The organism is Serinicoccus profundi (assembly GCF_008001015.1).
In the GTDB taxonomy this organism is placed as follows: Bacteria; Actinomycetota; Actinomycetes; order Actinomycetales; family Dermatophilaceae; genus Ornithinicoccus; species Ornithinicoccus profundi.
Genome location: NZ_CP042862.1, coordinates 899,705 through 923,005 on the forward strand (window position 1 = coordinate 899,705; position 23,301 = coordinate 923,005).

The 23,301-nt window shown below is 71.3% G+C and carries 20 protein-coding genes; 9 read left to right on the forward strand and 11 right to left on the reverse strand.

The window, feature by feature from the left end; all coding sequences use genetic code 11:
* Window positions 1-34: 34 nt before the first annotated feature.
* The 3 genes from FA582_RS04225 to clpX all read left to right on the forward strand — a co-directional run bounded on the left by FA582_RS04225 (window position 35) and on the right by clpX (window position 3,669).
* The gene (locus FA582_RS04225) at window positions 35-700 is read left to right on the forward strand and encodes an ATP-dependent Clp protease proteolytic subunit (RefSeq protein ID WP_029541666.1); all 666 of its coding nucleotides are present in this window, start codon (window positions 35-37) and stop codon (window positions 698-700) included.
* A 44-nt stretch (window positions 701-744) separates the two neighbouring features.
* The gene (locus tag FA582_RS04230) at window positions 745-2,319 is read left to right on the forward strand and encodes a glycosyltransferase family protein (RefSeq protein WP_141567730.1); all 1,575 of its coding nucleotides are present in this window, start codon (window positions 745-747) and stop codon (window positions 2,317-2,319) included.
* A gap of 72 nt (window positions 2,320-2,391) precedes the next feature.
* Window positions 2,392-3,669, forward strand: a complete 1,278-nt coding sequence (gene clpX / locus FA582_RS04235; protein WP_010148872.1) for an ATP-dependent Clp protease ATP-binding subunit ClpX — start codon at window positions 2,392-2,394, stop codon at window positions 3,667-3,669.
* 126 nt (window positions 3,670-3,795) lie between these two features.
* On the opposite strand, the gene FA582_RS04240 is transcribed toward clpX, so the two are convergent.
* From FA582_RS04240 to valS, 8 genes are read right to left on the reverse strand one after another with little or no spacing between them, the layout of a single operon-like run.
* Window positions 3,796-4,152 (reverse strand): DUF202 domain-containing protein, encoded by a 357-nt coding sequence (locus FA582_RS04240; RefSeq protein WP_010148871.1) that lies wholly within the window; start codon window positions 4,150-4,152, stop codon window positions 3,796-3,798.
* A complete protein-coding gene (locus FA582_RS04245) occupies window positions 4,149-4,520 on the reverse strand; it encodes a YidH family protein (protein ID WP_010148870.1) in 372 nt (123 codons plus the stop codon). The genes FA582_RS04240 and FA582_RS04245 overlap by 4 nt, the downstream gene beginning before the upstream one ends.
* Before the next feature lie 55 nt (window positions 4,521-4,575).
* Window positions 4,576-5,124: a hypothetical protein gene (locus tag FA582_RS04250; RefSeq protein WP_010148869.1), complete on the reverse strand. Its 549-nt coding sequence runs from the start codon at window positions 5,122-5,124 to the stop codon at window positions 4,576-4,578.
* Window position 5,125: 1 nt separating this feature from the next.
* A complete protein-coding gene (locus FA582_RS04255) occupies window positions 5,126-6,490 on the reverse strand; it encodes a DUF58 domain-containing protein (protein WP_010148868.1) in 1,365 nt (454 codons plus the stop codon).
* Window positions 6,490-7,524 carry an AAA family ATPase gene (locus tag FA582_RS04260; protein ID WP_147899741.1) on the reverse strand — a complete coding sequence of 345 codons (1,035 nt, stop codon included), beginning with the start codon at window positions 7,522-7,524 and terminating at the stop codon, window positions 6,490-6,492. Before FA582_RS04260 ends, FA582_RS04255 begins: the two co-directional genes overlap by 1 nt.
* Complete coding sequence (locus tag FA582_RS04265) at window positions 7,521-8,054, reverse strand: hypothetical protein (RefSeq protein ID WP_141567729.1); 534 nt, start codon at window positions 8,052-8,054, stop codon at window positions 7,521-7,523. Before FA582_RS04265 ends, FA582_RS04260 begins: the two co-directional genes overlap by 4 nt.
* Window positions 8,051-8,779 carry a DUF4129 domain-containing protein gene (locus FA582_RS04270; protein WP_010148864.1) on the reverse strand — a complete coding sequence of 243 codons (729 nt, stop codon included), beginning with the start codon at window positions 8,777-8,779 and terminating at the stop codon, window positions 8,051-8,053. Before FA582_RS04270 ends, FA582_RS04265 begins: the two co-directional genes overlap by 4 nt.
* Before the next feature lie 21 nt (window positions 8,780-8,800).
* Window positions 8,801-11,497 carry a valine--tRNA ligase gene (valS, locus tag FA582_RS04275; protein ID WP_147899742.1) on the reverse strand — a complete coding sequence of 899 codons (2,697 nt, stop codon included), beginning with the start codon at window positions 11,495-11,497 and terminating at the stop codon, window positions 8,801-8,803.
* Between the two features lie 160 nt (window positions 11,498-11,657).
* Here valS and FA582_RS04280 point away from each other — a divergent pair, with 160 nt between their 5' ends.
* Window positions 11,658-13,340, forward strand: a complete 1,683-nt coding sequence (locus FA582_RS04280; protein WP_237707556.1) for an alanine/glycine:cation symporter family protein — start codon at window positions 11,658-11,660, stop codon at window positions 13,338-13,340.
* 173 nt (window positions 13,341-13,513) lie between these two features.
* On the opposite strand, the gene FA582_RS04285 is transcribed toward FA582_RS04280, so the two are convergent.
* Complete coding sequence (locus FA582_RS04285; protein WP_141567728.1) at window positions 13,514-14,221, reverse strand: hypothetical protein; 708 nt, start codon at window positions 14,219-14,221, stop codon at window positions 13,514-13,516.
* Between the two features lie 700 nt (window positions 14,222-14,921).
* Here FA582_RS04285 and ileS point away from each other — a divergent pair.
* Window positions 14,922-18,269, forward strand: coding sequence for an isoleucine--tRNA ligase (gene ileS, locus FA582_RS04295; RefSeq protein WP_147899743.1), 3,348 nt, complete (start codon window positions 14,922-14,924; stop codon window positions 18,267-18,269).
* Complete coding sequence (locus tag FA582_RS04300; RefSeq protein ID WP_010148859.1) at window positions 18,266-19,711, forward strand: bifunctional folylpolyglutamate synthase/dihydrofolate synthase; 1,446 nt, start codon at window positions 18,266-18,268, stop codon at window positions 19,709-19,711. Before ileS ends, FA582_RS04300 begins: the two co-directional genes overlap by 4 nt.
* A 291-nt stretch (window positions 19,712-20,002) precedes the next feature.
* Here the strand turns inward: FA582_RS04300 and FA582_RS04305 are convergent, their stop codons facing one another.
* A complete protein-coding gene (locus tag FA582_RS04305) occupies window positions 20,003-20,839 on the reverse strand; it encodes a DUF305 domain-containing protein (RefSeq protein ID WP_202798112.1) in 837 nt (278 codons plus the stop codon).
* Window positions 20,836-21,468: a DUF3105 domain-containing protein gene (locus tag FA582_RS04310; RefSeq protein ID WP_010148857.1), complete on the reverse strand. Its 633-nt coding sequence runs from the start codon at window positions 21,466-21,468 to the stop codon at window positions 20,836-20,838. Before FA582_RS04310 ends, FA582_RS04305 begins: the two co-directional genes overlap by 4 nt.
* A 109-nt stretch (window positions 21,469-21,577) precedes the next feature.
* Between FA582_RS04310 and FA582_RS04315 the strand changes: the two genes are divergently transcribed.
* Genes FA582_RS04315 through ndk form a run of 3 tightly spaced genes read left to right on the forward strand, consistent with a single transcriptional unit; the run spans window position 21,578 to window position 23,271 of the window.
* Complete coding sequence (locus FA582_RS04315) at window positions 21,578-21,958, forward strand: DUF4233 domain-containing protein (RefSeq protein WP_010148856.1); 381 nt, start codon at window positions 21,578-21,580, stop codon at window positions 21,956-21,958.
* A gap of 3 nt (window positions 21,959-21,961) precedes the next feature.
* A complete protein-coding gene (locus tag FA582_RS04320; RefSeq protein WP_010148855.1) occupies window positions 21,962-22,792 on the forward strand; it encodes an undecaprenyl-diphosphate phosphatase in 831 nt (276 codons plus the stop codon).
* A 35-nt stretch (window positions 22,793-22,827) separates the two neighbouring features.
* Window positions 22,828-23,271: a nucleoside-diphosphate kinase gene (gene ndk / locus FA582_RS04325; RefSeq protein WP_010148854.1), complete on the forward strand. Its 444-nt coding sequence runs from the start codon at window positions 22,828-22,830 to the stop codon at window positions 23,269-23,271.
* Window positions 23,272-23,301: the final 30 nt, after the last annotated feature.

Below are 23,301 nucleotides of genomic sequence, written 5' to 3' on the forward strand. Positions count from 1 at the left end.
CCAGCAGCAGAGCCCGTATGCCGGTGGTGCCTGGATGGGCGCCCCGGCCCAGCAGCCTCGTGGTGGCGTCCCCGCGCCGCTGGCCCCGAGCAGCCGCTACATCCTCCCGCAGTTCGAGGAGCGCACGTCCTACGGCACCAAGCGCCAGGACCCCTACACCAAGCTCTTCGAGGACCGGATCATCTTCCTCGGTGTCCAGGTCGACGACGCGTCGGCCGACGACATCATCGCCCAGCTCATCGTGCTGGAGAGCCAGGACCCGGACCGCGACATCCTCATGTACATCAACAGCCCCGGCGGCAGCTTCACCGCGCTGACGGCGATCTACGACACGATGCAGTACATCAAGCCGGACGTCCAGACGTTCGTCGTCGGCCAGGCTGCCTCGGCCGCGGCCGTCCTGCTGGCCGCCGGCGCCAAGGGCAAGCGGTTCGCGCTGCCCAACGCGCGGGTGCTCATCCACCAGCCCGCGCTGGCCGGCGGCGACTACGGTCAGGCGTCCGACATCGAGATCCAGGCCAACGAGGTGCTCCGCATGCGCACCTGGCTCGAGGAGACCTGGGCCAAGCACTCCGGGCGCACCGTCGAGCAGGTCCAGAAGGACATCGAGCGCGACAAGATCCTCACCGCCGCCGAGGCCAAGGACTACGGCCTGGTCGATGAGGTGCTCAACTCGCGCAAGGGGTCGCTGGAGGACTGAGGGCCGCGGCGGCTCACCGTGAGCACCGAGGGCGACTGGGCGTGATGCGGTTGCTGAGCTGGGCGCAACGCGGCATGGGCCTGCTGTTGCTCGTGCTCGCGGTGTCCGCCGTGGTCGCCCCTGTCACGAGTTGGTTCGTCCTGTCGGCGAGGACGGTGTGGATCCTGACCGCGCTCGTCCTGGTGCTCTGGTGGCTGGGACGCCGCCGCTCCGCCCCCGTCGCCCGCCTGGTGCAGCGTCGTCCGCGGCGGGTGGTTGCTGTGGGTGCCGCGGTCGGCGGCCTGCTCGTGCTGGCTCATCTGCCGCTCGCTCAGATCGACTTCGGCTGGGACGCCCGCCAGGTCGTGTGGGGCGTCGAGGAGCTGGTGGCCGGTGAGCCGCTCACGCAGGGGCGCCACAACTACTTCTCGAAGTACCCCAACAACGTCCCGATCCTGGCCCTGTTCACCCCTGGTGCGATGCTCGGGGCCGAGCTCGGACTCTCGCCCGTGGTGTCGATGCTGCTCCTCCAGGGGCTGGGGGTCGGGGTCATCATCTGGTGCCTGGGCGCCACGATGGTGCTGCTCGACCGACCGGGGTCCGTGCTTCCCGTACAGGCCCTGGCGACGGCTCTGCTGGGCCTCAACGCCCAGACCGCCATCCCCTACTCCGACGTGCCGGCTGCGACGTTCGTGGCGGTGTGCCTCTGGGCCGCGGTCCGAGCGGACGTGACCCGGCGCCGACGCTGGTGGGTCGTGGCGCTCGCCGCGCTCGTCGCGGCGGTCTCGATCAAGGTGTATGCCATCGCCCTGGCCTGCGGAGCGCTCGCCTTGGTGCCCGCTCTGGCGCGCCGACGGGGAGCCACGGTGGCCGTGGCTGCCGTCGTGGGCGGCGCGGTGGCGCTGGGTGCTGGTGTCGCAGCCACCACGACGGCGGCTGCCAGGTTGACGCAGCTGCCGGCCGAGCGGCTCGAGCAGATCCAGGATCCCTACCCGGTGGAGCACTTCCTGGCCATGGGGACCTACGACTCTCAGGACCCGTCGCCGACGCGCGTCTACGGGGGCTGGAACTGGGAGCATGCGTCGGCGATGAAGCACGAGCGCGACCCGGAGCTGCGCCGGGAGATCTCCCGCCAGAAGATCCGCACCCAGGTCCTGGAACGGGGCGTGGTCGGAAATCTCTCCTTCACCACCCGCAAGATCGCCTGGACGTGGGGCGATGGCACTTTCTGGGCCCACGGTGAGGGTGTCGACCGGGAGAAGCCCGGCCTCCTCCCGGAGCGGTGGAGCCCGGTCCAGGCCTGGTTCATCGGCTCCGGAGAGCCATACCGCCAGGTGGTGGCTCCCGTGCTCCACAGCCTCTGGACGGCGACCCTTCTCCTCACCGCCCTCGGGCTCTGGCGAGCCCGGGCCCGGCCCTGGGTCGTCGCCTGCTGGGTGAGCCTGCTGGCGCTGACGGGCTATCTCGCCCTGTTCGAGGCCCGGCCGCGCTACCTCGTGGCTCTGCTCCCTGTCCTGCTCGTCCTCGCGGGGCTGACCGCGGGCTCTACGCCGTCACGGGGTTCCGCTGACAGCGGACGGAGGGCCCAACACGCGGACGGCGCCGGGAAAACCGTGCCGAAACCCGCCCCGGCAAGGTAGCGTCGGGGGAACACAGGGGCGAGCCCGTGCTCGTCCCCTGGACCACCGGCCGACGCCAGGAAGGACGACCACGTGGCACGCATGGGCGAGAGCAGCGAACTGCTGAAGTGCTCTTTCTGCGGCAAGAGCCAGAAGCAGGTCAAGAAGCTGATCGCTGGGCCGGGGGTCTACATCTGCGACGAGTGCATCGACCTGTGCAACGAGATCATCGAGGAGGAGCTGGCGGAGTCCAGCGACCTGGGGCTGGGCCAGCTGCCCAAGCCGCGCGAGATCTTCGACTTCCTGCAGAACTACGTCGTGGGGCAGGACCCGGCCAAGCGGGCCTTGGCCGTCGCGGTCTACAACCACTACAAGCGCATCCAGGCCGGTGAGGGCAAGAGCGCCGGCGACGACGCCGTCGACATCTCCAAGTCCAACATCCTGCTCATCGGCCCGACCGGGTGCGGCAAGACCTACCTCGCCCAGACCCTGGCCCGGATGCTCAACGTCCCCTTCGCGATCGCCGACGCCACGGCGCTGACCGAGGCCGGCTACGTCGGCGAGGACGTCGAGAACATCCTGCTCAAGCTCATCCAGGCCGCCGACTTCGACGTCAAGAAGGCCGAGACCGGGATCATCTACATCGACGAGATCGACAAGATCGCCCGCAAGAGCGAGAACCCCTCGATCACCCGCGACGTCTCCGGTGAGGGCGTGCAGCAGGCGCTGCTGAAGATCCTCGAGGGCACCGTCGCGAGCGTCCCGCCGCAGGGTGGGCGCAAGCATCCGCACCAGGAGTTCATCCAGATCGACACCGGCAACGTCCTCTTCATCGTCGGTGGCGCCTTCGCCGGCATGGAGAAGATCATCGAGTCGCGCACCGGCAAGCAGGGGCTGGGCTTCGGTGCCGAGCTCAAGTCGGCCAAGGACGTCGGGGAGCACTTCGGCGACGTCCTGCCCGAGGACCTGATGAAGTTCGGTCTCATCCCGGAGTTCATCGGCCGGCTGCCCGTCATCACCACGGTCTCCCCGCTGGACCGCGACGCCCTGGTCAACATCCTCACCGAGCCCCGCAACGCGCTGGTCAAGCAGTACCAGAAGATGTTCGAGATCGACGGCGTCGAGCTGGAGTTCGCCGACGACGCGCTCGACGCGATCGCCGACCAGGCGCTGCTGCGCGGCACCGGCGCCCGCGGGCTCCGCGCCATCCTCGAGGAGGTGCTGCTGCCCGTGATGTTCGACGTCCCGTCCGACGACGAGATCGCCAAGGTCGTCATCACCCGCGAGGTCGTGCAGGAAAACGTCAACCCCACGATCGTGCGGCGCGAGGTCGCGCCCCGCAAGCGCCAGCAGCGCAAGGAGAGCGCCTGACGCACGTCGGGTGCACAGTCGGTCCGGCGGGCTGCCGGGTCGTCCCGGGTATGCCGTGCCCGCCGACGACGTGTCGGGTGGTCCCAGGTGCAGCGCGCGTGCGGCGGTGCCGCTGCGTACGCATCCTCAGCCCAGGCGCTCGAGCCCCGTGCGCAGCACGTAGACCGCGGCGGCGACCCCGACGAGGCCCAGCGTGAGGCTGGCGGCCGCGAAGGCCAGGCCGTCCTCGGCCAGGGTGTCCTTGCGGTGGAGCCAGACGTGCACGCGGCGGTAGCGCGCTGTCGCCCGGTGGTAGGCCCAGGCCGCGCCGGCCACCCCCGCCGCGCCGACCGCTGCCGCCGGGACGAGCCCGAGCTGGTCGCCGGCATACCGTGCGATGGCCGCCGAGACGACCGCCAGCGCCAGTGCGGTGCGGCGCCAGGCCAGGAGCGTGCGCTCGGGCTGAAGGCCGGGGTCGTAGGGGCGGCGCAGCTGCTCGGTCATACGAGCAGGCCGATGGCGACGAGCAGGGTGGCCAGCAGCACCCCGACCGCGATGACCGAGCCGATGGTCAGTGGGGGCAGGGTGCGGCCCTCCCGGATGGCACGCTCGACGCGGAACCACCCCACCCACGCCTGCAGCGAGGCGAGCATCCCGAGGACGACGAAGACGGCGGAGGCCGCGAGCCGGTAGCCCGGCGCGATCGGCACCGCCAGCGCCTCGAGCGCGACGCCTGCCGCGAGGAAGGCCAGCGCGGTGCGGATCCACGCGAGGAAGGTGCGCTCGTTGGCCAGGCTGAAGCGCGGGTCGGGGTCGGTGCCCAGGGCGTAGACGGACCGGGGGAAGCGGGGGCGGGAGTCGCGCTCGCTCATCGCGGGGTCCTCTCTGCGCACTGGTCAGCCATGGCGGCCAGCATAGGGAGCCCGATCAGAGGTCGTCCTGACGGTGCAGGTGGCGGAGCCGGGCATAGCCGGCCAGGCCGGCGGCGAGCAGCGCCAGCCCCAGGACCGAGGGCACCGGGCCACCGCCCTCCTGCGCCCCGGACGCGAGCGCCGCCAGCGCCCAGAACACCGTCACCACGCCCGCGACGACACCCACGCGGACGGCATACCGGCGGAGCACGGCGCGCGGCACCGTCGCCTGGGGCGGCACGGAGGCCGCGAGGGCGGCGCTCGTGTGCACGAGCAGCAGGCTCCACGCGGCCGGGAGCAGCGCCCAGTGCCACGGCCCCGGCACCCCGGCCCACCACGCCGCGATCGCCCAGAGGAGGAAGAAGGCGGGCATGATGCCGTTCGGCTGCACCACGACGAGGGCGCCCAGCACGACGGTGCCGATCCAGGCCACGGGGCCGCCGCCGCCGGCCGCGACGAGGCACAGGGCGTAGCCGACCGCACCGAGGAGGGCGACGAGCCGCACCCGCAGGTGGCTCGGGGAGGCGGTCCGCAGGTTGACCCAGTGCTCGCGCAGCTCTCCCACGTCAGACCCCCACGCGGCGGCGACGGTGGGCGAGCTCGAGCAGCACGACGTCCAGACTCCCTGGTCCCAGCCAGGGGACCACGGCCACGCCCTGGGCGCGGATCGCCCGGATCTCCCGGTCACGCTCCAGCATCCGGATCCGCCAGGCGGTGCGGGCCAGCGGGTCACGCTCGGCGCTCGGGGCCAGTCGGTCGGTGGCCTCGCCCAGCGCGTCGACGACGACGACCGAGGTCCCGCGTGCCGCCAGCGTGGCCGCCTGGGTGAGCGCATCGGGGGAGACGAGGGCGGAGATCATGACGACGAGGGTGCCGGAGCCGATGCCGAGGTGGACGCGCCGAGGATCGGTCTCCTCGTCCACCGATGCGCGCACCCGGCTGAGCGTGTCGAGGATACGGACGCCGTGCCGCCTGCCCGTGCCCACCGGGACGGTGAGCGGCGTGCGGGCCGAGAGGACCCGCAGGCTGGCCCGGTCGCCCTGCTGCAGGAAGTGCTCGGCCACGGCCGCGGCCGCCCGCACCGAGCGGTCCAGCGAGCTGGACTCCCCGGAGAGGCCCCCCGAGCGCCCGAGGTCGTAGTGCGCGTCGACGAGCACGGCGACGTGGGTGTCCTGGTCGGCGTAGCTCGAGGTGACGTGCAGCTCGCCGGTCCGGCTGGAGCGCGGCCAGTGGATGCGGCGCAGGCGGTCGCCCACCTGGAAGGGGCGGATCGTCGCGAACTCGCTGCCCTCCCCGGGCCGCGTCGAGCGGTGCATTCCGACCAGGCCCCGGGGGTGGGGGGCCGGCGCGGAGGTGTCGAAGGCCGCGGGTTGCGGCAGCACGCGCAGACCCTGTGCCTCCATCGACAGCGGCCCCCAGCGGTAGGACCCCCAGGCGCCGCTCGCCGCCACCTGCATGGGGCCGATCCGGCGCACCCCCCACCGGGTGACCCGGACCCCGACCGGCAACCGGCGGTAGCCCTGGACCTGCGGCCCCTCCGCCTCGGCCACGGCGCAGGTCCGCTGCACGAGCAGCCCGTCGCTGTCGCGCGCCTGACGCATCTTCTCCTGTAGCACCGCGGTGACGAAGGGAGCGGGGGTGAGCGCGGCCGAGAGCACCTCGGCTCCCTCGACCGGCTCGATGTCGGCGACCGCCAACGCCTGGTCGCCCTCGCGCACCTGGGCGTGGGAGAGCGCGAAGCGGTGGTCGGGCCGCTCCTGCGGCCGGGTGGCCAGGCTCCACGCCAGCACCATGGCGAGCGGGGAGACGAGCACGAGCAGGTCGGGGCGCCGCCACAGCAGGGCCACCGGCGCGATGGCCAGCACGGCGACCAGGCACCGCTGGAAGGCGTGCGTGGGCCGCCAGGCGTCGGAGCGCTCGAGGACGGCCATCAGGCCGACGCCGAGGACCGCTCGTGCTCCACGCCCGGCCCCGTGGCCGTGGAGGCCCCCGTGCGCGAGCCGGGCACCGGCACCTGACCCAGGGCGGCCGTGACCACCGCGGCCCCGCCGGTGTCCGACATCCACAGCTCGGGCTTGATCGAGATGCGGTGGTCGAGCACGGCGTGCGCCACCGCCTTGACGTCCTCGGGGTTGACGTAGTCGCGGCCGTGGATGACGGCATACGCCCGCGCGGTGAGCATGAGGGCGAGCGAGCCGCGCGGGGAGGCCCCGACGAGGACGGCCCGGTGACGGCGGGTGGCGGCGGCGAGCTCGACGCAGTAGCGGGAGATGTCGTCCTCGACCGGCACCCGCTCGACAGCATCCTGCATGGCCGCCAGGCCGACGGCGTCGGTGACCGGATCGAGCCGCTGGTCCTCGGTCTGCCGGGCGACCCGTCGCCGCAGCACGTCCCACTCCTCCTCGGGGGAGGGGTAGCCGAAGGTGACCCGCGCGAGGAACCGGTCCAGCTGCGCCTCCGGTAGGGGGTAGGTGCCCTCGTACTCCACCGGGTTGGCGGTGGCGAGCACGTGGAAGGGCTGGGGGAGCGCGAAGGTCTGGCCCTCGACGGTCACCTGGTGCTCCTGCATCGCCTCGAGCAGCGCGGACTGGGTCTTGGGCGGCGTGCGGTTGATCTCGTCGGCGAGGAGCAGCCCGGTGAACAGCGGCCCGGGCCGGAAGGCGAACTCCGTGCTCTTCTGGTCGAAGACGAAGGACCCGGTGAGGTCGGAGGGCAGCAGGTCGGGGGTGAACTGCGCGCGGGTGAAGTCCAGCCCCAGCGTCTGGGCGAACGACCGTGCGGCCAGGGTCTTGCCGAGGCCGGGGTAGTCCTCCAGCAGCACGTGGCCCCGAGACAGGATCGCGGTGAGCACCATCGTCAGGGCCTCGCGCTTGCCCACGACCGCCTGCTCGACGCGGTCCAGCACCTGGGCGGCCCGGCGGGAGACCTCGGGGACGTCCAGCGGGTGGGTGGGGGTGTCGTTCACAGCGTCTCGATTCCTTCGATGGCGGTATGCAGTGCGCTCTTGCTGCGTCTGCGGGTGTCCGTCGGCGGGCGGGTGAGGTAGGTCCACAGGTGCGGGTCGAGCACGGCCCGGGCGCGCTCGGGCTCGGTCTCCAGGTCGATGTCGTGGTGGGCGAGCAGCCGCTCGGCGGCCAGCTCACGGATGACGGGGTAGATCTCATCGCCCCGGTCGTCGCGCTCCAGAGCGTCGCGCAGGTCGCGGCGCAGGCGGAGCAGGCGGTAGTCCATCGCGTCGGGTGGCTCGGCCTCCTGGCGCGGGGTGGACACCCAGTAGGCCTGCTCCACGTCCCGGGCGGTCGTGGTCATGCTCCAGGCCATGAGCGCTCCGACGACGCCGGCCAGGGCGATGACGACCACGGCCAGGAGCAGGGGGTAGGGCATCGAGCCGATGTAGAACAGGACGCCACCGAGCACCACGGCGACGACCAGACCGGGAAGGAGGTGGCGTCCCAGCGATGCGGGGGCGAGTGCGCCCGTCCTGGAGGTAGTCACGATGGGCCCGCCTGGTGTTCTGCGGCGTCCTCGCGGGCCGCGGCTGCTTCCTGCTCGGCGAGCACGCGGCGGCGCAGGTCCTGGTGGATGCGGTCCAGGGCTGCGACGGCGTGGTCGCGCTGCTGCTCGGTGACCGGGTGCCGGGAGAAGCGGGCCTCGCGGTAGGCCTCGGACAGCTCGCGGATCGAGGCCTCGTCGACCTGCCACCGACCGAGCACCCGGCGGGTGAGCTCGCTGGCCGTCTCGGCGGGGTTGTCGTGCAGGCCCGACCGTCTCGCGGCTTCCTCGAGGGTCACCCAGCAGGCGACGACGGCGTTGCGGGGGTCGCTCTCGGCGAGCGCGCGGTAGCGGACGTCGTCACCGCTGGCCTCCAGCAGGGCGACGAGCTGCTCGTCCTCCTCGGTCGTGAGGGGCTCATCGTCCTCGCGGTCCCGGTTGAGGAGCGCCCGGATGAACACCAGGGCGACGGCGACGACGAGCGCGAGGAAGCCGAGGAGGAGCCAGTCGACGGGCGGTCCCTCCCGCTCGGTGGGCTCCTCGCCGGGGACCTGCGTGGCCTCGGCCACCTCGGGCGCTGGCGGGGGCGGCGGGAGCCCGATCGTGGGCTCCCACATACCTTGCGGCGGGCCGAGCAGCGGCTCGCCGCTGCTCGATCCCCACGCCAGCAGGGTGAGGGCGGCCACGGACGCGAGCACCGCGACGGCGACACCCGTGGTCGACCTCATGCCCCTGCGCATGTCGCCACCCTAGGCGGATTCCTCCACCAGAGCGACGTCCTGCACGGTCAGTGTGTCGGCCGGGGCGAAGGACACCTCGCCGGTCACCTTGCCCGCCGCCCGCAGGTCGCCCTCGGCGGCCCGGACGCGCTCCAGCTCTGCGTCGGTGCCTCCGATCGTGGCGGCGCTGATGGGGGTGCGCATCTTGACCTTGGCCTCCGACTTGGCGCGGCGGAGCCCGGCGAGGGCCTGCCCGACCGTGGTGAGGATCGCGGGATCGGCCTCCGCAGCGGCGGCGAGCTCCTCGACGACCGGCCACGGCTGGGTGTGCACTGACGTGCCCTCCTCGTGCCACCACGACCAGACCTCCTCGGTCGCGAAGGACAGGACCGGGGCGAGCAGCCGCAGCTGCACCGAGAGCGCGAGGCGCAGCGCCGCCCGCGCCGACAGGGTCTGCGGGGTGGGGTCGGCGACCGGGCCGTCGGCGGAGAACTCGCCGCCGTAGGCGCGCTCCTTGACCAGCTCGAGGTAGTCGTCGCAGAAGGTCCAGAAGAAGGACTCCGTGACATCGAGGGCGGTCGAGTAGTCCCAGCTCTCGTAGGCCTGGGTGGCGCGCCGCACGACCTCGGACAACCCGGCGAGCATCGCACGGTCCAGCGGCTCGGTGACGAGATCGCTCTCCGCGGCGCCGGCCGGCAGCTCACCGAAGGACAGCGCGAACTTGCTCGCGTTGAGCAGCTTGATCGCCAGCCGGCGACCCACCTTGATCTGATTCGGGTCATCGACGGTGTCGACACCGGGCCGGGCGGCGGCGGCCCAGTAGCGGACGGCGTCGGTGCCGTTGGCCTGGAGCATGTCGAGCGGGGTGACCGCGTTGCCCTTGGACTTGCTCATCTTCTTGCGGTCCGGGTCGAGGATCCAGCCGTTGAGATAGGCGTCGGTCCACGGGACGGTGCCGTGCTCGTGGTGGGCCCGGACCATCGTCGCGAACAGCCAGGTGCGGATGATGTCGTGGCCCTGCGGGCGCATGTCGAACGGGAAGATCTTGGCGAACAGCTCGGGGTCCGAGCCCTCGCCCTCGCCGCCGCGGGTCGGCCAGCCGGCCGCGATCTGCGGGCTGAGCGAGGACGTCGCCCAGGTGTCCATGACGTCCGTGTCGGCCGTGAAGCCCCCGGGCTGATCCCGCTGGTCCTCGGTGTAGCCCGGCGGCACGTCGCCCACCGGGTCCACCGGCAGGCTCGCCTCGTCGGCGACCAGGACGGTGTCGTGGGCGATCTCGCCCTGCTCGTCCACGGCATACCAGACGGGGAAGGGGACGCCGAAGAAGCGCTGCCGGCTGATCAGCCAGTCGCCGTTGAGCCCCTCGACCCAGTTGCGGTAGCGGCTGCGCATGAAGCCCGGGTGGAAGTCGACCTCCTCGCCGCGGGCGATGAGCGCGTCCCGCAGCCCGGGGGCTCCGTCCTCGCGGCCGCCGTTGCGGATGAACCACTGCCGGCTGGTGACGATCTCCAGCGGCTTCTCGCCGCGCTCGTAGAAGTTGGCCTTGCGCTGGGTCTTGGTCGGCTCGCCGTCGAGGTCGCCGGACGCGCGGAGTGCCTCGACCACGGCCTCACGCGCGGAGTGGACGGTCTTGCCGGCCAGCTGCTCGGCATACAACGACTCGCCCGGTCCACCGGTGATCCACGCGGGCGTCTCGGCCTGGAGCCGACCGGCGCGGGTGATGACCGAGCGGGTCGGCAGGTCGAGCTCCCGCCACCACTGCACGTCGGTCATGTCACCGAAGGTGCAGCACATCGCGATGCCCGCGCCCTTGTCCATCTCGGCCAGCGGGTGGGCCAGGACCGGCACCTCGACGCCGAACAGCGGTGAGGTGACCGTGGTGCCGAAGAGGTCGGTATACCGCTCGTCGTCCGGGTGCGCGATGAGCGCGACCACCGCGGGGATGAGCTCGGGGCGCGTCGTCTCGATGTGCACGGGCGCGCCGTCGGTCCGGTGGTAGGCGACGCGGTGGTAGGCGCCGGGGTAGTCGCGCGCCTCGAGCTCGGCCTGCGCGACCGCGGTCTGGAAGGTGATGTCCCACAGGCCGGGCGCCTCGGCCTGGTAGGCCTCGCCACGGGCGAGGTTGCGCAGGAAGGCCTGCTGAGCCACGGTGCGGGAGCGGTCGCCGATGGTGCGGTACTGCACGTTCCAGTCGATCGCCAGGCCGAGGCGGCGGAAGACGTCCTCGAAGGCCTGCTCATCGATGACGGTGAGCTCTTCGCACAGCTCGATGAAGGTCGAGCGGCCCACGGGCACCTGGTCGGCGGCCTTGAGGGTCTTGCCCTCGCCACCGCGCTGCGGCGGGGTGAAGTCGGGGTCGAAAGGCAGGCTCGCGTCACCGCGGACGCCGTAGTAGTTCTGCACCCGCTTCTCGGTCGGCAGGCCGTTGTCGTCCCACCCGATGGGGTAGAACACCTGCTTGCCGGTCATCCGGTGGTAGCGCGCCAGGCAGTCGGCCTGGGTGTAGCCGAAGACGTGGCCGAGGTGCAGCGTGCCCGACGCGGTCGGGGGAGGGGTGTCGACGGCGAAGATCTGCTCACGCGGGCTTGCCAGGGCGGCCTCGCGGTCGAAGGCGTAGACGTCGGTGTCCTTCCATACCCCGACCCACTTCTCCTCCAGCCCGTCGACGGACGGGCGCTCGGGCAGCTGCGCCGGGCGGGAGGGGGTGATCTGGTGCGGGGAGGTCATGGTCGGTATTGTCACAGACACACCGCGGCTGGCCGAGCCGGTATGGGGGATTAGCCCGTAACGATGACGTCGGATCACGTGTTCCCGATGTGTGTCACAGTTTGGTCACGTTCGGGGTATGTCGTTGACCGCGCACGCGATGTGGAACACCGTGTGACGCATGTTGCGAACAATCCCCCTCCCTATGGCCGAGGCGGTCGAGGACCCTCAGTGGATCCAGAACCTCGAGTCACGCGTCGACGACACCTTCGCGTCCGTCACCAAGTGGTCCGGCGAGATCATCTTCTTCGAGATCCCGGGCATCCCGATGCCCTTCGTCGTGATGTGGCTGCTCTTCGGTGCCATCTTCATCTCGATCTACTTCGGCTTCATCCAGTTCCGGGGCATCAAGGTCGCCTGGGAGACCGTCACCGGGAAGTACTCCTCCGCGGACGACCCTGGTGAGATCCCGCACTACCAGGCGCTGACCTCCGCGGTCTCGGGCACCGTGGGCCTGGGCAACATCGCGGGTGTCGGTGCGGCCGTGACGCTGGGTGGCCCGGGTGCCACCTTCTGGATGGTCCTGGCCGGGCTCTTCGGGATGGCCACCAAGTTCGCGGAGTGCACCCTGGGTGTGAAGTACCGCGAGATCCGCGAGGACGGCACCGTCTCCGGGGGGCCGTTCAAGTACCTCCCCGTCGCGTTCAGCAAGTTCCCGAAGTTCCTGTCCGTCGGCCTCACCGGTCTGTTCGCCGTCGCCATCCTCTTCTTCGGGGTCGGTGGCGGAAACATGTTCCAGGCCAACCAGACCTACTCCCAGGCGGTCACCGTGACCGGTGGCGACGAGAGCTTCCTCGCCTCCACCAGCGCCGGGCTGATCTTCGGCCTCGTCCTCGCGGCCATCATCGGTGCGGTCATCATCGGCGGCATGAAGTCGATCGGTCGGGTGACCTCGACCCTCGTGCCGCTCATGGGTGGCATCTACGTGCTGGCCTGCATCATCGTCATCGCCACCAACATCCCGCACGTCCCGGCCGCGATCGGTGACATCCTGTCCGGCGCCTTCACCGCGGAGGGTGTGGCCGGAGGGTTCGTCGGCGCGCTGGTCGTCGGTCTGACCCGCTCGGCCTTCTCCAACGAGGCCGGTCTGGGCTCGGCCCCCATCGCCCACTCGGTGGTCAAGACCCGCCGTCCGGTGTCCGAGGGCTTCGTGGCGATGTTCGAGCCGTTCATCGACACGGTCGTGATCTGCACCATGACGGCCCTGACCATCGTCATTGCCGACACGCAGTTCTACAACGACACCCGCGAGGCGGTCTTCGCCGACGACAGTCACGACTACGGCGGCGGTGTCGTCGTGACGTCCGACGCCTTCGCCGAGAACATCTCGTGGTTCCCGACGGTGCTCGCCGTCGCCGTGGCGCTGTTCGCGATCTCCACGCTCATCACCTGGTCCTACTACGGTCAGCGGGCCTGGAACTACCTCTTCGGTGACACGCGGTCCTCGACGTTGATCTACCGGTTCGTGTTCCTCCTCTTCACGGTGGCGGGCTGCATCCTCAACTTCGGTGAGGTGCTGGCGTTCGCGGACAACTTCCTCTTCGTCTGCGCGTTCGTCAACCTGCTCGGGGTCTACTTCCTGCTTCCGGTCATCAAGCGCGAGATGAACGAGTACCTCGCCGACCGCAAGAGCGGCAAGCTGCTCGAGCTCGGCAAGCTGGACGCCGACAAGGACGTCCCTGTGCGCGAGGTCGCTGAGGCCAACCAGGTCCGCGACGAGACGGGCCAGAACCGCATCGCCGCCGACCCGGACGACGACGGCTTCGGCCGCGGTGGGACGACCGTTCCCCGCGACCGCCGCTGACGGCATACCGCCACAGCACGGTCACCGAGGGCCGGGAGCACACGCTCCCGGCCCTCGGTGCGTCCGCGGCCCCGGCTGCAGCGTTCATGTGAACGCTGCAGCCGGTGACACGCCGAAGGCGATCGGCTCAGGCATTCACGTGATCGCCTGAGCCGCGCAACAGGCCACCGGCCTCAGGATCGGGCCGCGCGCCACGGCTGCTCCGGGAAGTAGCTGGCGAAGCTCGCCGGTGGATGCGCGGGCAGGTTCCGGACCACACCGCGCTCGGCGAGCACCCCGGCCACCCGGAGCGCGGTCGCCCATGGGGTGCCGTAGACGTCACCGGCGCGCAGCACGACCAACCGCCACCCTCGACCGTCCCACCACTCCCGCCGTGCGAGGTCGTGGCCCCACTGCCGGGCGTCCTGCGCATGATGACGGCCGTCGTACTCGACGGCCACCCTGAGCTCGGGGTAGGCGAGATCGAGGCGGAAGCGATGCCGGGTGTCCCCGACCTCGTGCTGCAGCACGGGCTCGGGAAGGCCGGCCAGGACGAGCAGGAGCCGGGCCCGGGTCTCCATGGGCGACTCCGCCCCCGGTCGGACGAGCGTCCGTGCGACGGACGCGACGCGCGGGAGCCCACCCTGGCAGGCGTCGAGCCGCTGTTCGAGCTCGGCCGGGGTGAGGACGCGCCGGTGCAGCAGGGAGTCCGCCAGCACCGTGAGGTCGACCAGCGCAAGCTCGCGGGACAGGTCCAGCACGGTCTGGGCCGGCGTGGTCAGCCGCAGGCCCGCCCGGGTGCGGACGACCGCAGAGGGGTTGACGTGGCACCTGAGGCCGACCCGGGCCCGTCGGTCCTCGGCGCGGGCGACACTGACGTGGGTGCACGCCGTCGAGGGCACCGCCCCTCCCCACACCTCAGCGGCGGTGTGCTGGCTGACGGCGCACCGCGGCACCACGAGCGACGCGCACCGGCCGAGCACCTCCGGTGTGAGAGAGACGTCGGCGGCGAGCCGGACGCTGCCGAAGACAGCATGGAATGCGGGCCCGTCAGCGCGTGCTTGGTCAGACCGGCACGCAAGCCGTCCTGGCGGAGGAACGGTCGGCTGGGGTCGAGCGGCATGCCGTCAGGTTGCCGGAGAAGGCCAGTCGACCGCAGAACTTGTCCACAGGGTCGGGTGAGTGCTACGTCCTGACCGGCATCGGCGGCTGCAGCGTTCACCTGAACGCTCGAGCCGGTCGCACTGGGCGTGTCGTCGGCCGGAGCGTTCACGTGAACGCTCCGGCCGACCCGGCCAGGACGTTCAGGCGGACGATGCCCGAGGCGCTAGCATGGTGCCCACAGGCGTCAGAGCCGTCATCAGCGGCGAGCCTGCGGCAGAACCGCCACCGTGACCCGACGGTGAGCCCAGTAGACCCGCACGGGTAGGCCCGTCACAGCCGACACGAAGCGGTGCGACGCACACGGCAGCCATCCAGCCGGGCGTCGCGCAAGCGAGGTGGTACCGCGGTGCCGACCGGGCGTCATACCCCGGCAGCGTCGTCCTCGTGGCAGCACGACCACGACTCGACCGCACGCGACACCTCCCAGGAGCCACCGACATGGCCTACCCCCGGACCAGCACCTCCGCCGACGCGCTGACCTCCTCCCCGCGCTTCCCGGAGATCGAGCAGGCCGTGCTGGCCTACTGGCGCGAGCACGACACCTTCGCCAGGAGCGTCGAGCAGCGTGACGCCGGCGAGCACGGCGACAACGAGTACGTCTTCTACGACGGACCGCCGTTCGCCAACGGGCTCCCGCACTACGGCCACCTCCTGACCGGCTACGTCAAGGATGTCGTGCCCCGCTACCAGACGATGCGCGGCAAGCGGGTCGAGCGGCGCTTCGGCTGGGACACCCACGGGCTGCCCGCCGAGCTCGAGGCGATGGACCAGCTGGGCATCAAGACCAAGGAGGAGATCCTCGGGATCGGCATCGAGGCGTTCAACGCCAAGTGCCGCGAGTCGGTGCTGAAGTACACCGACGACTGGCAGGACTACGTCACCCGCCAGGCCCGCTGGGTCGACTTCGAGCACGACTACAAGACGCTCAACGTCGACTACATGGAGTCGGTGCTGTGGGCGTTCAAGAGCTTGTTCGACAAGGGGCTCGTCTACGAGGGCTTCCGAGTGCTGCCCTACTGCTGGAACGACCAGACGCCGCTGTCCAACCACGAGCTGCGGATGGACGACGAGGTCTACCAGGTGCGCAACGACCCGGCGGTCACCGTCGGCGCGCGTCTGCTGCCGGGGGACGCGCCGGATGAGGTGCTCGACGGGGCGCTCGCGCTCATCTGGACGACCACGCCGTGGACCCTGCCCGCCAACCTCGCGATCATGGTCGGCGAGGACATCGAGTATGTCGTGGTGCGGGCGCCGCTGCCCGGCACCGAGGCCGCGGTGGAGGGCTCGGATCAGGGGGAGCGCTACCTCATCGCCGCGGCGCGGCTCGCGGCATACGCTCACGAGCTGGGGGAGGCCCCGGAGGTGCTGGGCACCTACACCGGCGCCGAGCTGGCCGGGCGCGCCTACCTGCCGCCGTTCAGCTACTACCAGGGGTGGGAGCGCGCGCACCGGCTCGTCATCGCCGAGTTCGTCACCACGACGGACGGCACCGGGCTGGTGCACACCGCCGGCGCCTTCGGTGAGGACGACAAGGTGGTCACCGACCGGGAGGGCATCGAGCCGGTGATGCCGGTGGGCGCCGACGGGACGTTCCTGCCGCCGGTGGACGAGTACGCCGGGATGCTCGTCTTCGACGCCAACGCACCGATCATGGACCACCTCAAGGCGGCCACCCGGAACCAGGCGGGAGGCGAGCAGCACGAGACGGGCAGTGTCACCGAGGGGACGGTACTGCTCCGGCGCGAGTCCTACGCCCACTCCTACCCGCACTGCTGGCGGTGCAAGCAGCCGCTGATCTACAAGGCGGTGTCCTCCTGGTTCGTCGAGGTGACGAAGATCAAGGACGACATGCTCCGCACCAACGAGCAGATCACCTGGGTGCCGGAGCACATCAAGCACGGGCAGTTCGGCCGGTGGCTGGAGAACGCGCGCGACTGGTCGATCTCCCGCAACCGCTTCTGGGGCAGCCCGATCCCGGTATGGCGCAGCGACGACCCGGCATACCCCCGCATCGACGTCTATGGCTCGCTCGCGGAGATCGAGGCCGACTTCGGGACCCTCCCACGGGACCGCGACGGCAACGTCGACCTGCACCGGCCCTTCGTCGACGAGCTGACCCGCCCCAACCCCGACGACCCCACCGGGGCGAGCACGATGCGCCGCGTCGAGGACGTGCTCGACGTGTGGTTCGACTCCGGGTCGATGAGCTATGCGCAGGTGCACTACCCGTTCGAGAACGAGCAGTGGTTCGAGGAGCACTTCCCGGCCGACTTCATCGTGGAGTACATCGGGCAGACCCGCGGCTGGTTCTACACCCTGCACATCTTGGCGACCGCGCTGTTCGACCGCCCGGCCTTCTCGACCTGCCTGTCGCACGGCATCGTCCTCGGCAGCGACGGCCAGAAGATGAGCAAGTCGCTGAAGAACTACCCCGACGTGCGGGAGGTCTTCGACCGGGACGGCGCCGACGCCATGCGGTGGTTCCTCATGTCCTCGCCGATCCTGCGCGGTGGCAACCTCATCGTGACCGAGCAGGGCATCCGCGACGGCGTGCGGCAGACGATGATCCCGCTGTGGAACGCGTGGTACTTCTTCGGTCTCTACGCCAACGCCGCGGGGTATGAGGCGAGCTGGTCGACCGCGTCCGAGCACCAGCTGGATCGCTACCTGCTGGCCAAGACGCGCGACTTCGTCCAGGCGGCGCAGGAGGCCTACGACGGCAACGAGATCGCGGTCGCCGCCGAGGTGATCCGCGACTTCGTCGACGTGCTGACCAACTGGTACATCCGCCGCTCCCGCGACCGCTTCTGGGCCGAGGACCACGAAGCCTTCGACACGCTTTACACCGTGCTCGAGATCACCTGTCGGGTCGCCGCCCCGCTGCTGCCGCTCCTGACCGAGGAGGTATGGCGTGGGCTCACCGGTGGTGAGTCGGTGCACCTCACCGACTGGCCGGAGCTGGGCGACCTGCCTGCCGACGAGGAGCTCGTGGCGGCGATGGACACCGTGCGCGAGGTCTGCTCGACCACGCTCGGGCTCCGCAAGGGTGAGGGGCTGCGGGTGCGGCTGCCGCTCGCCTCGCTCACCGTGGCGACGACGCACCCGCAGGGTCTGTCGGACCTCGCTGACATCGTGGCCGACGAGGTCAACGTGCGGGAGGTGGTGGTGCATGATCTGGGCGATGACGGTGCGGACGCGACGGCCTTCGGGGTGCAGCAGCGCCTGAGCGTCAACGCGCGGGCGGCTGGCCCGCGGCTGGGCAAGCAGGTGCAGAGCGCCATCAAGGGCTCCAAGTCCGGCGACTGGTCGGTGGCCGAGGACGGCACGGTCACGAGCGGGGGCATCGTGCTGGAGGAGGGCGAGTTCGCCCTCGAGACGGTCGTCGCCGACGGTGCGACCGGTGACGGAGCCGCCTCACGGGCGACCGCGATGCTGCGCGGCCACGGCGGTGGCTTCGTCGTGCTCGACACCGAGGTGACCGACGACCTCGCCAAGGAGGGCCTGGCCCGCGACCTCGTGCGCGCCGTCCAGGGTGCGCGCAAGGACGCCGGGCTGGACATCACCGACCGGATCAGCCTGACCGTCGTCGGTGACGACGAGGTCTGGGACGCCGCGATGGCGCACCAGCAGCTGGTGATGAGCGAGACCCTGGCCGTGCAGTTCGGCGCGGCCGGCGCCGGCCACAGCCTGCCTGCGGGCGGCGCGGCGACGGCATACCGTGCAGGAGCGACCCTCGACGGTGACCGCACCGTCGAGCTGATGATCTCGAAGGTGGAGGCACGATGAGCGACCAGTTCTTCGAGGACAACGAGCTGCCCCTGGAGGCCGGGAGCGCGGTGCCGTCACCGCCCGCGCGCCCCGAGCCGACCGACCCGGCGCTGCTCGCGCGCTATGCCGAGGTCTCCGAGGCGATCCTGGCGCGGACGCCCGAGCACATGCCCGAGCCCACCCTGCACCGGGTCGCCCGCGTCATGGAGCTCATGGGCGACCCGCAGCGCACCTTCCGGATGATCCACCTGACCGGGACCAACGGCAAGACCTCGACGGCCCGGATCACCGAGCGGCTGCTGCGCGAGATGGGCCTACGGACGGGGCGGTTCACCAGCCCGCACCTGCACGACATGCGCGAGCGGGTCAGCATCGACGGTGAGCCGATCGACATCGAGGGCTTCCTCGCGGCCTACGACGACGTCCTGCCCTTCGTGGAGATGGTCGACGCCGAGTCGCTCGCGGACGCCGAGGAGTCGCGGCGGGTGCGGATGACCTACTTCGAGGTCCTCGTCTGCCTGGCGTACGCCGCCTTCGCGGACGCGCCGGTCGAGGTCGCCGTCGTCGAGGTCGGGCTCGGTGGGGTCTGGGACGCGACCTCGGTCGCCGATGGTGACGTCGCCGTCGTCACCCCGGTCGCGCTGGACCACACGCGGCTGCTCGGCAGCACCGTGGAGGAGATCGCCACCGAGAAGTCCGGGATCATCAAGCCCGGCGGCATCGCGGTGGCCGGGGTTCAGGAGCCCGAGGTCATGACGATCCTCACCGACCGGGCGCAGGAGGTGGGAGCCGAGCTGAAGGCCGAGGGCGTGAACTTCGGCGTCCTGACGCGGGAGGTCGCCGTCGGCGGCCAGCAGGTGTCGCTGCGCGGCCTCGCCGGGGACTACGACGGGCTGTTCCTGCCGCTGTTCGGAGCCCACCAGACGCACAACGCCGCGATCGCCGTGGCTGCCGTCGAGGCCTTCGTGGGCGGCGGAGAGCAGCCGCTGAGCGATGAGGTGCTGCGGGCCGGCCTCGCCGACGTGTCCTCCCCCGGGCGGTTGGAGATCGTGCGGCGCTCGCCGACCGTGCTGGTCGACGCCGCGCACAACCCGGCGGGGGTCGAGGCCCTGGTCGAGGCCGTGCGCGAGTCGTTCACGTTCACCCGCTTGGTCGGCCTGCTCGCGGTCCTAGAGGACAAGGACGTCGAGCCGATGATCCAGGCGCTGGAGCCGGTGCTCGACCACGTGGTCGTGTCCCGGACGACCTCGCCGCGCGCGATCCGGCCGCAGCGACTCGGTGAGCTTGTCGCGGAGTACTTCGGTGCCGACCGTGTCACCGTCGTCGCCGACCTGCCCGACGCGCTCGACGTGGCCGCAGGCCTCGCCGACGACGGCGGCGTCGCGGGAGCCGTCCTGGCGACCGGCTCGGTCACCACGGCGGCAGAGGTACGCGCCCTCGTGGGCCGCACCACCACCTGACCGACCGGGCGTCGCAGATGGTCGTTCTCGTCCTGACCGGGCGTCGCAGATGGTTGTCCCCAAGGTGACCGAGCGTCGCAGATGGTTGCGCGGCATACCTGGTCCCACCATCTGCGGCGCTCGGTGGGGCCCATGACAGCCATGTGCGGCGCTCGGTGGCGCTGACAGCGACCATCTGCGGCGCTCGGTGGGGCCCATGACAGCCATGTGCGGCGCTCGGTGGGTATGCCGGGAGGCCTCGTCAGTCTTCGAGGTGCCCGTCAGCTGCCGTCAGCTGCCCGTCAGCTGCCGTCAGTGGTCGGAGTGGTCGCCGTCGTCCGGGGTCGGTGCCGGGGCAGTCTCGCCGCTCGAGCCGTCCGAGCCGTCCGAGCGCTCCTGCGCGCCGTCGCCGGCGGAGTTCTCCGCCAGCCAGGCGTCGATGTCCTCGCGGGGCTCGGCGTCGCGCTCGGCGAGCATGTCGCGCATGAGCCGGACCTCGCCCTCCTGGGCGTTGACCATCTTCTGCGCGGCGGAGAGGACCTCCGGCTGGGTGGCCTGGTTGACGGCGGCCTCGGCCATCTCCACCCCGGAGAGGTGGTGGGTCGTCATGAGCTGGAGGAAGAGCACCTCGGCCTCCTCGCCGGTGGCCTCGGTGAGCTCCTGGATCTCGGTGGGCGAGGCCATGCCCGGCATCGGCACGCCCTCGGGCAGGTCCATCATCGCGGCGTGCTCCTGCGCGTCCATGCCCTCCATGGACATCCACGCCATCCGCTCCTCGCCCCGCGCCCGGGGCAGGCCCCAGTCGGCCAGCCAGGTGGCCATCATGCCCCGCTCGAAGCCCTGGTTGGTGGCGATGTCGACGGCCAGCCGGACGACGTCCTCGTCGTCGGTGCTCTGCATGACCAGCTGGGACATCTGGACCGCCTGGGCGTGGTGCTCGCTCATGTCGCGCGCGAAGCCGGCGTCGGCGCCGTCGTCCGGCGGGGTGCGCTCACCGAAGGACAACCAGCCCACGAGGGCCCCCAGGCACAGCGCGAGGATCGTCACCGCCGCGAGCGCCGGCGCCCCGAAAGTCCGCCAGCGGTCCCGCGGTGGCGAGGCGGGAGCCGAGTCCCCGCCCACCTCCTCGTCGTGGTGAGCCTCGCTCACGAGCGCGCCACGAGGTCGGTCACCGTCCCGCCGGTGCACGCCGCGCCGGGCTCTGGGACGTCGGGCGCCTGCTTGTACTCGCGCACGAACGCCGCCAGCAGCTTCTCGTCCGCGGTGTCCAGGGACAGCTGGTGGTTCCACGACGTCGCCATGACCGGCGACTCCTGGTCGGCGACCGGGCTGACGATCATGTAGTCCTCGTCACCGAGCTCGGTGAGGACCTCGATCTGCTCGGCCGGCAGGTCCGGCTGGTAGGTCAGCCACACCGCTCCGTGCTCCAGGGAGTGCACGGCGTGCTCGGTCGGCACCTCCTCCGGGTAGACGCCGCAGTTCCACCAGGCGGGGTGGTGCGGGCCGCCGGGGGGCACCGTCGAGTCGTAGTCGATCTGCTCGTTGCGGTGGTCGGCGCCGGTGTTCTCGAAGTCCTCCACGGCCGAGAGGTCGGCGAGGGCGGGCGAGTCGCGCAGCACCGCGAAGACGACGGCCCCGACGATGAGGACGACGACGGCGGCCGCGGATCCCCAGATCAGCACCCCACGGCGTCGCTCGGCGGCGGCGCCGGCCTTCTGGATCTTGGCCGCCTTGGCGGCGCGGTCGGAAGCCGCTGGGGTGCGGTCGGGTCGGGGCATCGAGGCGCTCCTGGTCTACGACGGGCCGTGGTTGACACCCTCAGCGTATGCGGTCTCGCTGGCGGGTTGCTGAAAGGCCTCCCAGGGTCGGTCTGGGAGGATGGGCGGCGTGACTCCAGGCACCCTCACCCGACGTCTGTGCGCCACGACGCTGCTGGCCCAGGCCATGTCGGTCTTCTTCGGGGCGCTCGTCGCCTGGCGCCTGGCCCAGACGACCGGCGACCCCCGGGCGGGCGCATACCTCTGGGGCGGGCTCGCGCTCACCGCCCTGTGCGTCCTGGCCGCCGGTGCCCTGCGCGGCCGGTGGGGCGTCCGGCTCGGCTGGCTCGTGCAGCTCCTCACGCTGGCAGCGGGTGTCGTGCTGCCCGCGATGCTGGTCGTGGCCGGGCTCTTCGGCTTCCTGTGGTGGCTGTGCCTCACCCAGGGCATCCGGATGGACGCGCTCACCGCGCAGCGGGAGGCGCAGGAGCGCCAGGCAGAGGAGGGCTGAGCCATGGATCTCATGAGCGCCGTCGTGCTGGGCATCGTGCAGGGACTGACCGAGTTCCTCCCGATCTCCTCCAGCGCCCACGTGTCGATCGTCGGGCGTCTCCTGGGCCAGGACGACCCGGGGGCCGCCTTCACCGCGATCACCCAGCTGGGCACCGAGGCTGCCGTCCTCCTCTACTTCTGGCGCGACATCGTCCGGATCGTCCGGGCGTGGTTCGCCTCGCTCGCGGGACGCATCCCGCGCAACGACCCCGACGCCGTGCTCGGCTGGTGGGTGATCCTCGGCACCTTCCCCATCGGCATCCTCGGGCTGCTGCTGCAGGACTGGATCGAGACCGACCTGCGCAGCCTGTGGATCACCGCGACGATGCTGCTCGTCTTCGCCCTGGTCATCCTCGCCGCCGAGCGGGTGGCCACCCAGCGCAAGGAGCTGCGCGACCTCACCTGGCGCGACGGTCTCTTCTTCGGCCTCTGGCAGGCGCTCGCGCTCGTGCCCGGCGTCTCGCGCAGCGGCGGCACCATCGCCGGTGGTCTGTTCATGGGCTACACGCGAGAGGCCGCCGCCCGCTACTCCTTCCTCCTCGCCATCCCGGCGGTGCTCGCCTCGGGTGGGCTGCAGCTGCTCAAGGTGGTCACCGGTGACGCCATCGGCTCGGGCACCGGGTGGACGGCCATCTCGGTGGCCACGGTGCTCGCGTTCGGGGTGGGGTATGCCGTCATCGCCTGGTTCATGCGCTACATCACCACCCACACCTTCACGCCGTTCATGATCTACCGGATCGTGCTGGCGCTCGTGCTCTTCGGGCTGCTCGGCGCGGGCGTCCTCCAGCCCTGACGCCGGGCCGGCGCGTCACGGCATACCCTGGGTCCGTGACCGACACGACTGCCGCCCAGACCGAACGCTCCCTTGTCCTCGTCAAGCCCGACGGCTACCGTCGCGGCCTCTCCGGCGAGGTGCTCCGCCGGATCGAGGCCAAGGGCTACACCCTCGTCGCGCTCGCCGTCGTGACCCCGGGCCGCGACCAGCTCGAGGCGCACTACGCCGAGCACGAGGGCAAGCCCTTCTACGAGCCGCTGCTGGAGTTCATGTCCTCCGGCCCGGTCACCGCCGTCATCATCGAGGGCCAGGGCTGCATCCCCGGCTTCCGGTCCCTCGCCGGGGCCACCGACCCCACGGCCGCGGCGCCGGGCACCATCCGCGGCGACCACGGGCGCGACTGGGGCCTCAAGGTGCAGCAGAACATCGTCCACGGGTCGGACAGCCCGGAGTCCGCGGCCCGCGAGATCGCCATCTGGTTCCCCGAGCACGGCTGAGGCGGGCCCGGGGTATCCGCTCGCGCCCTG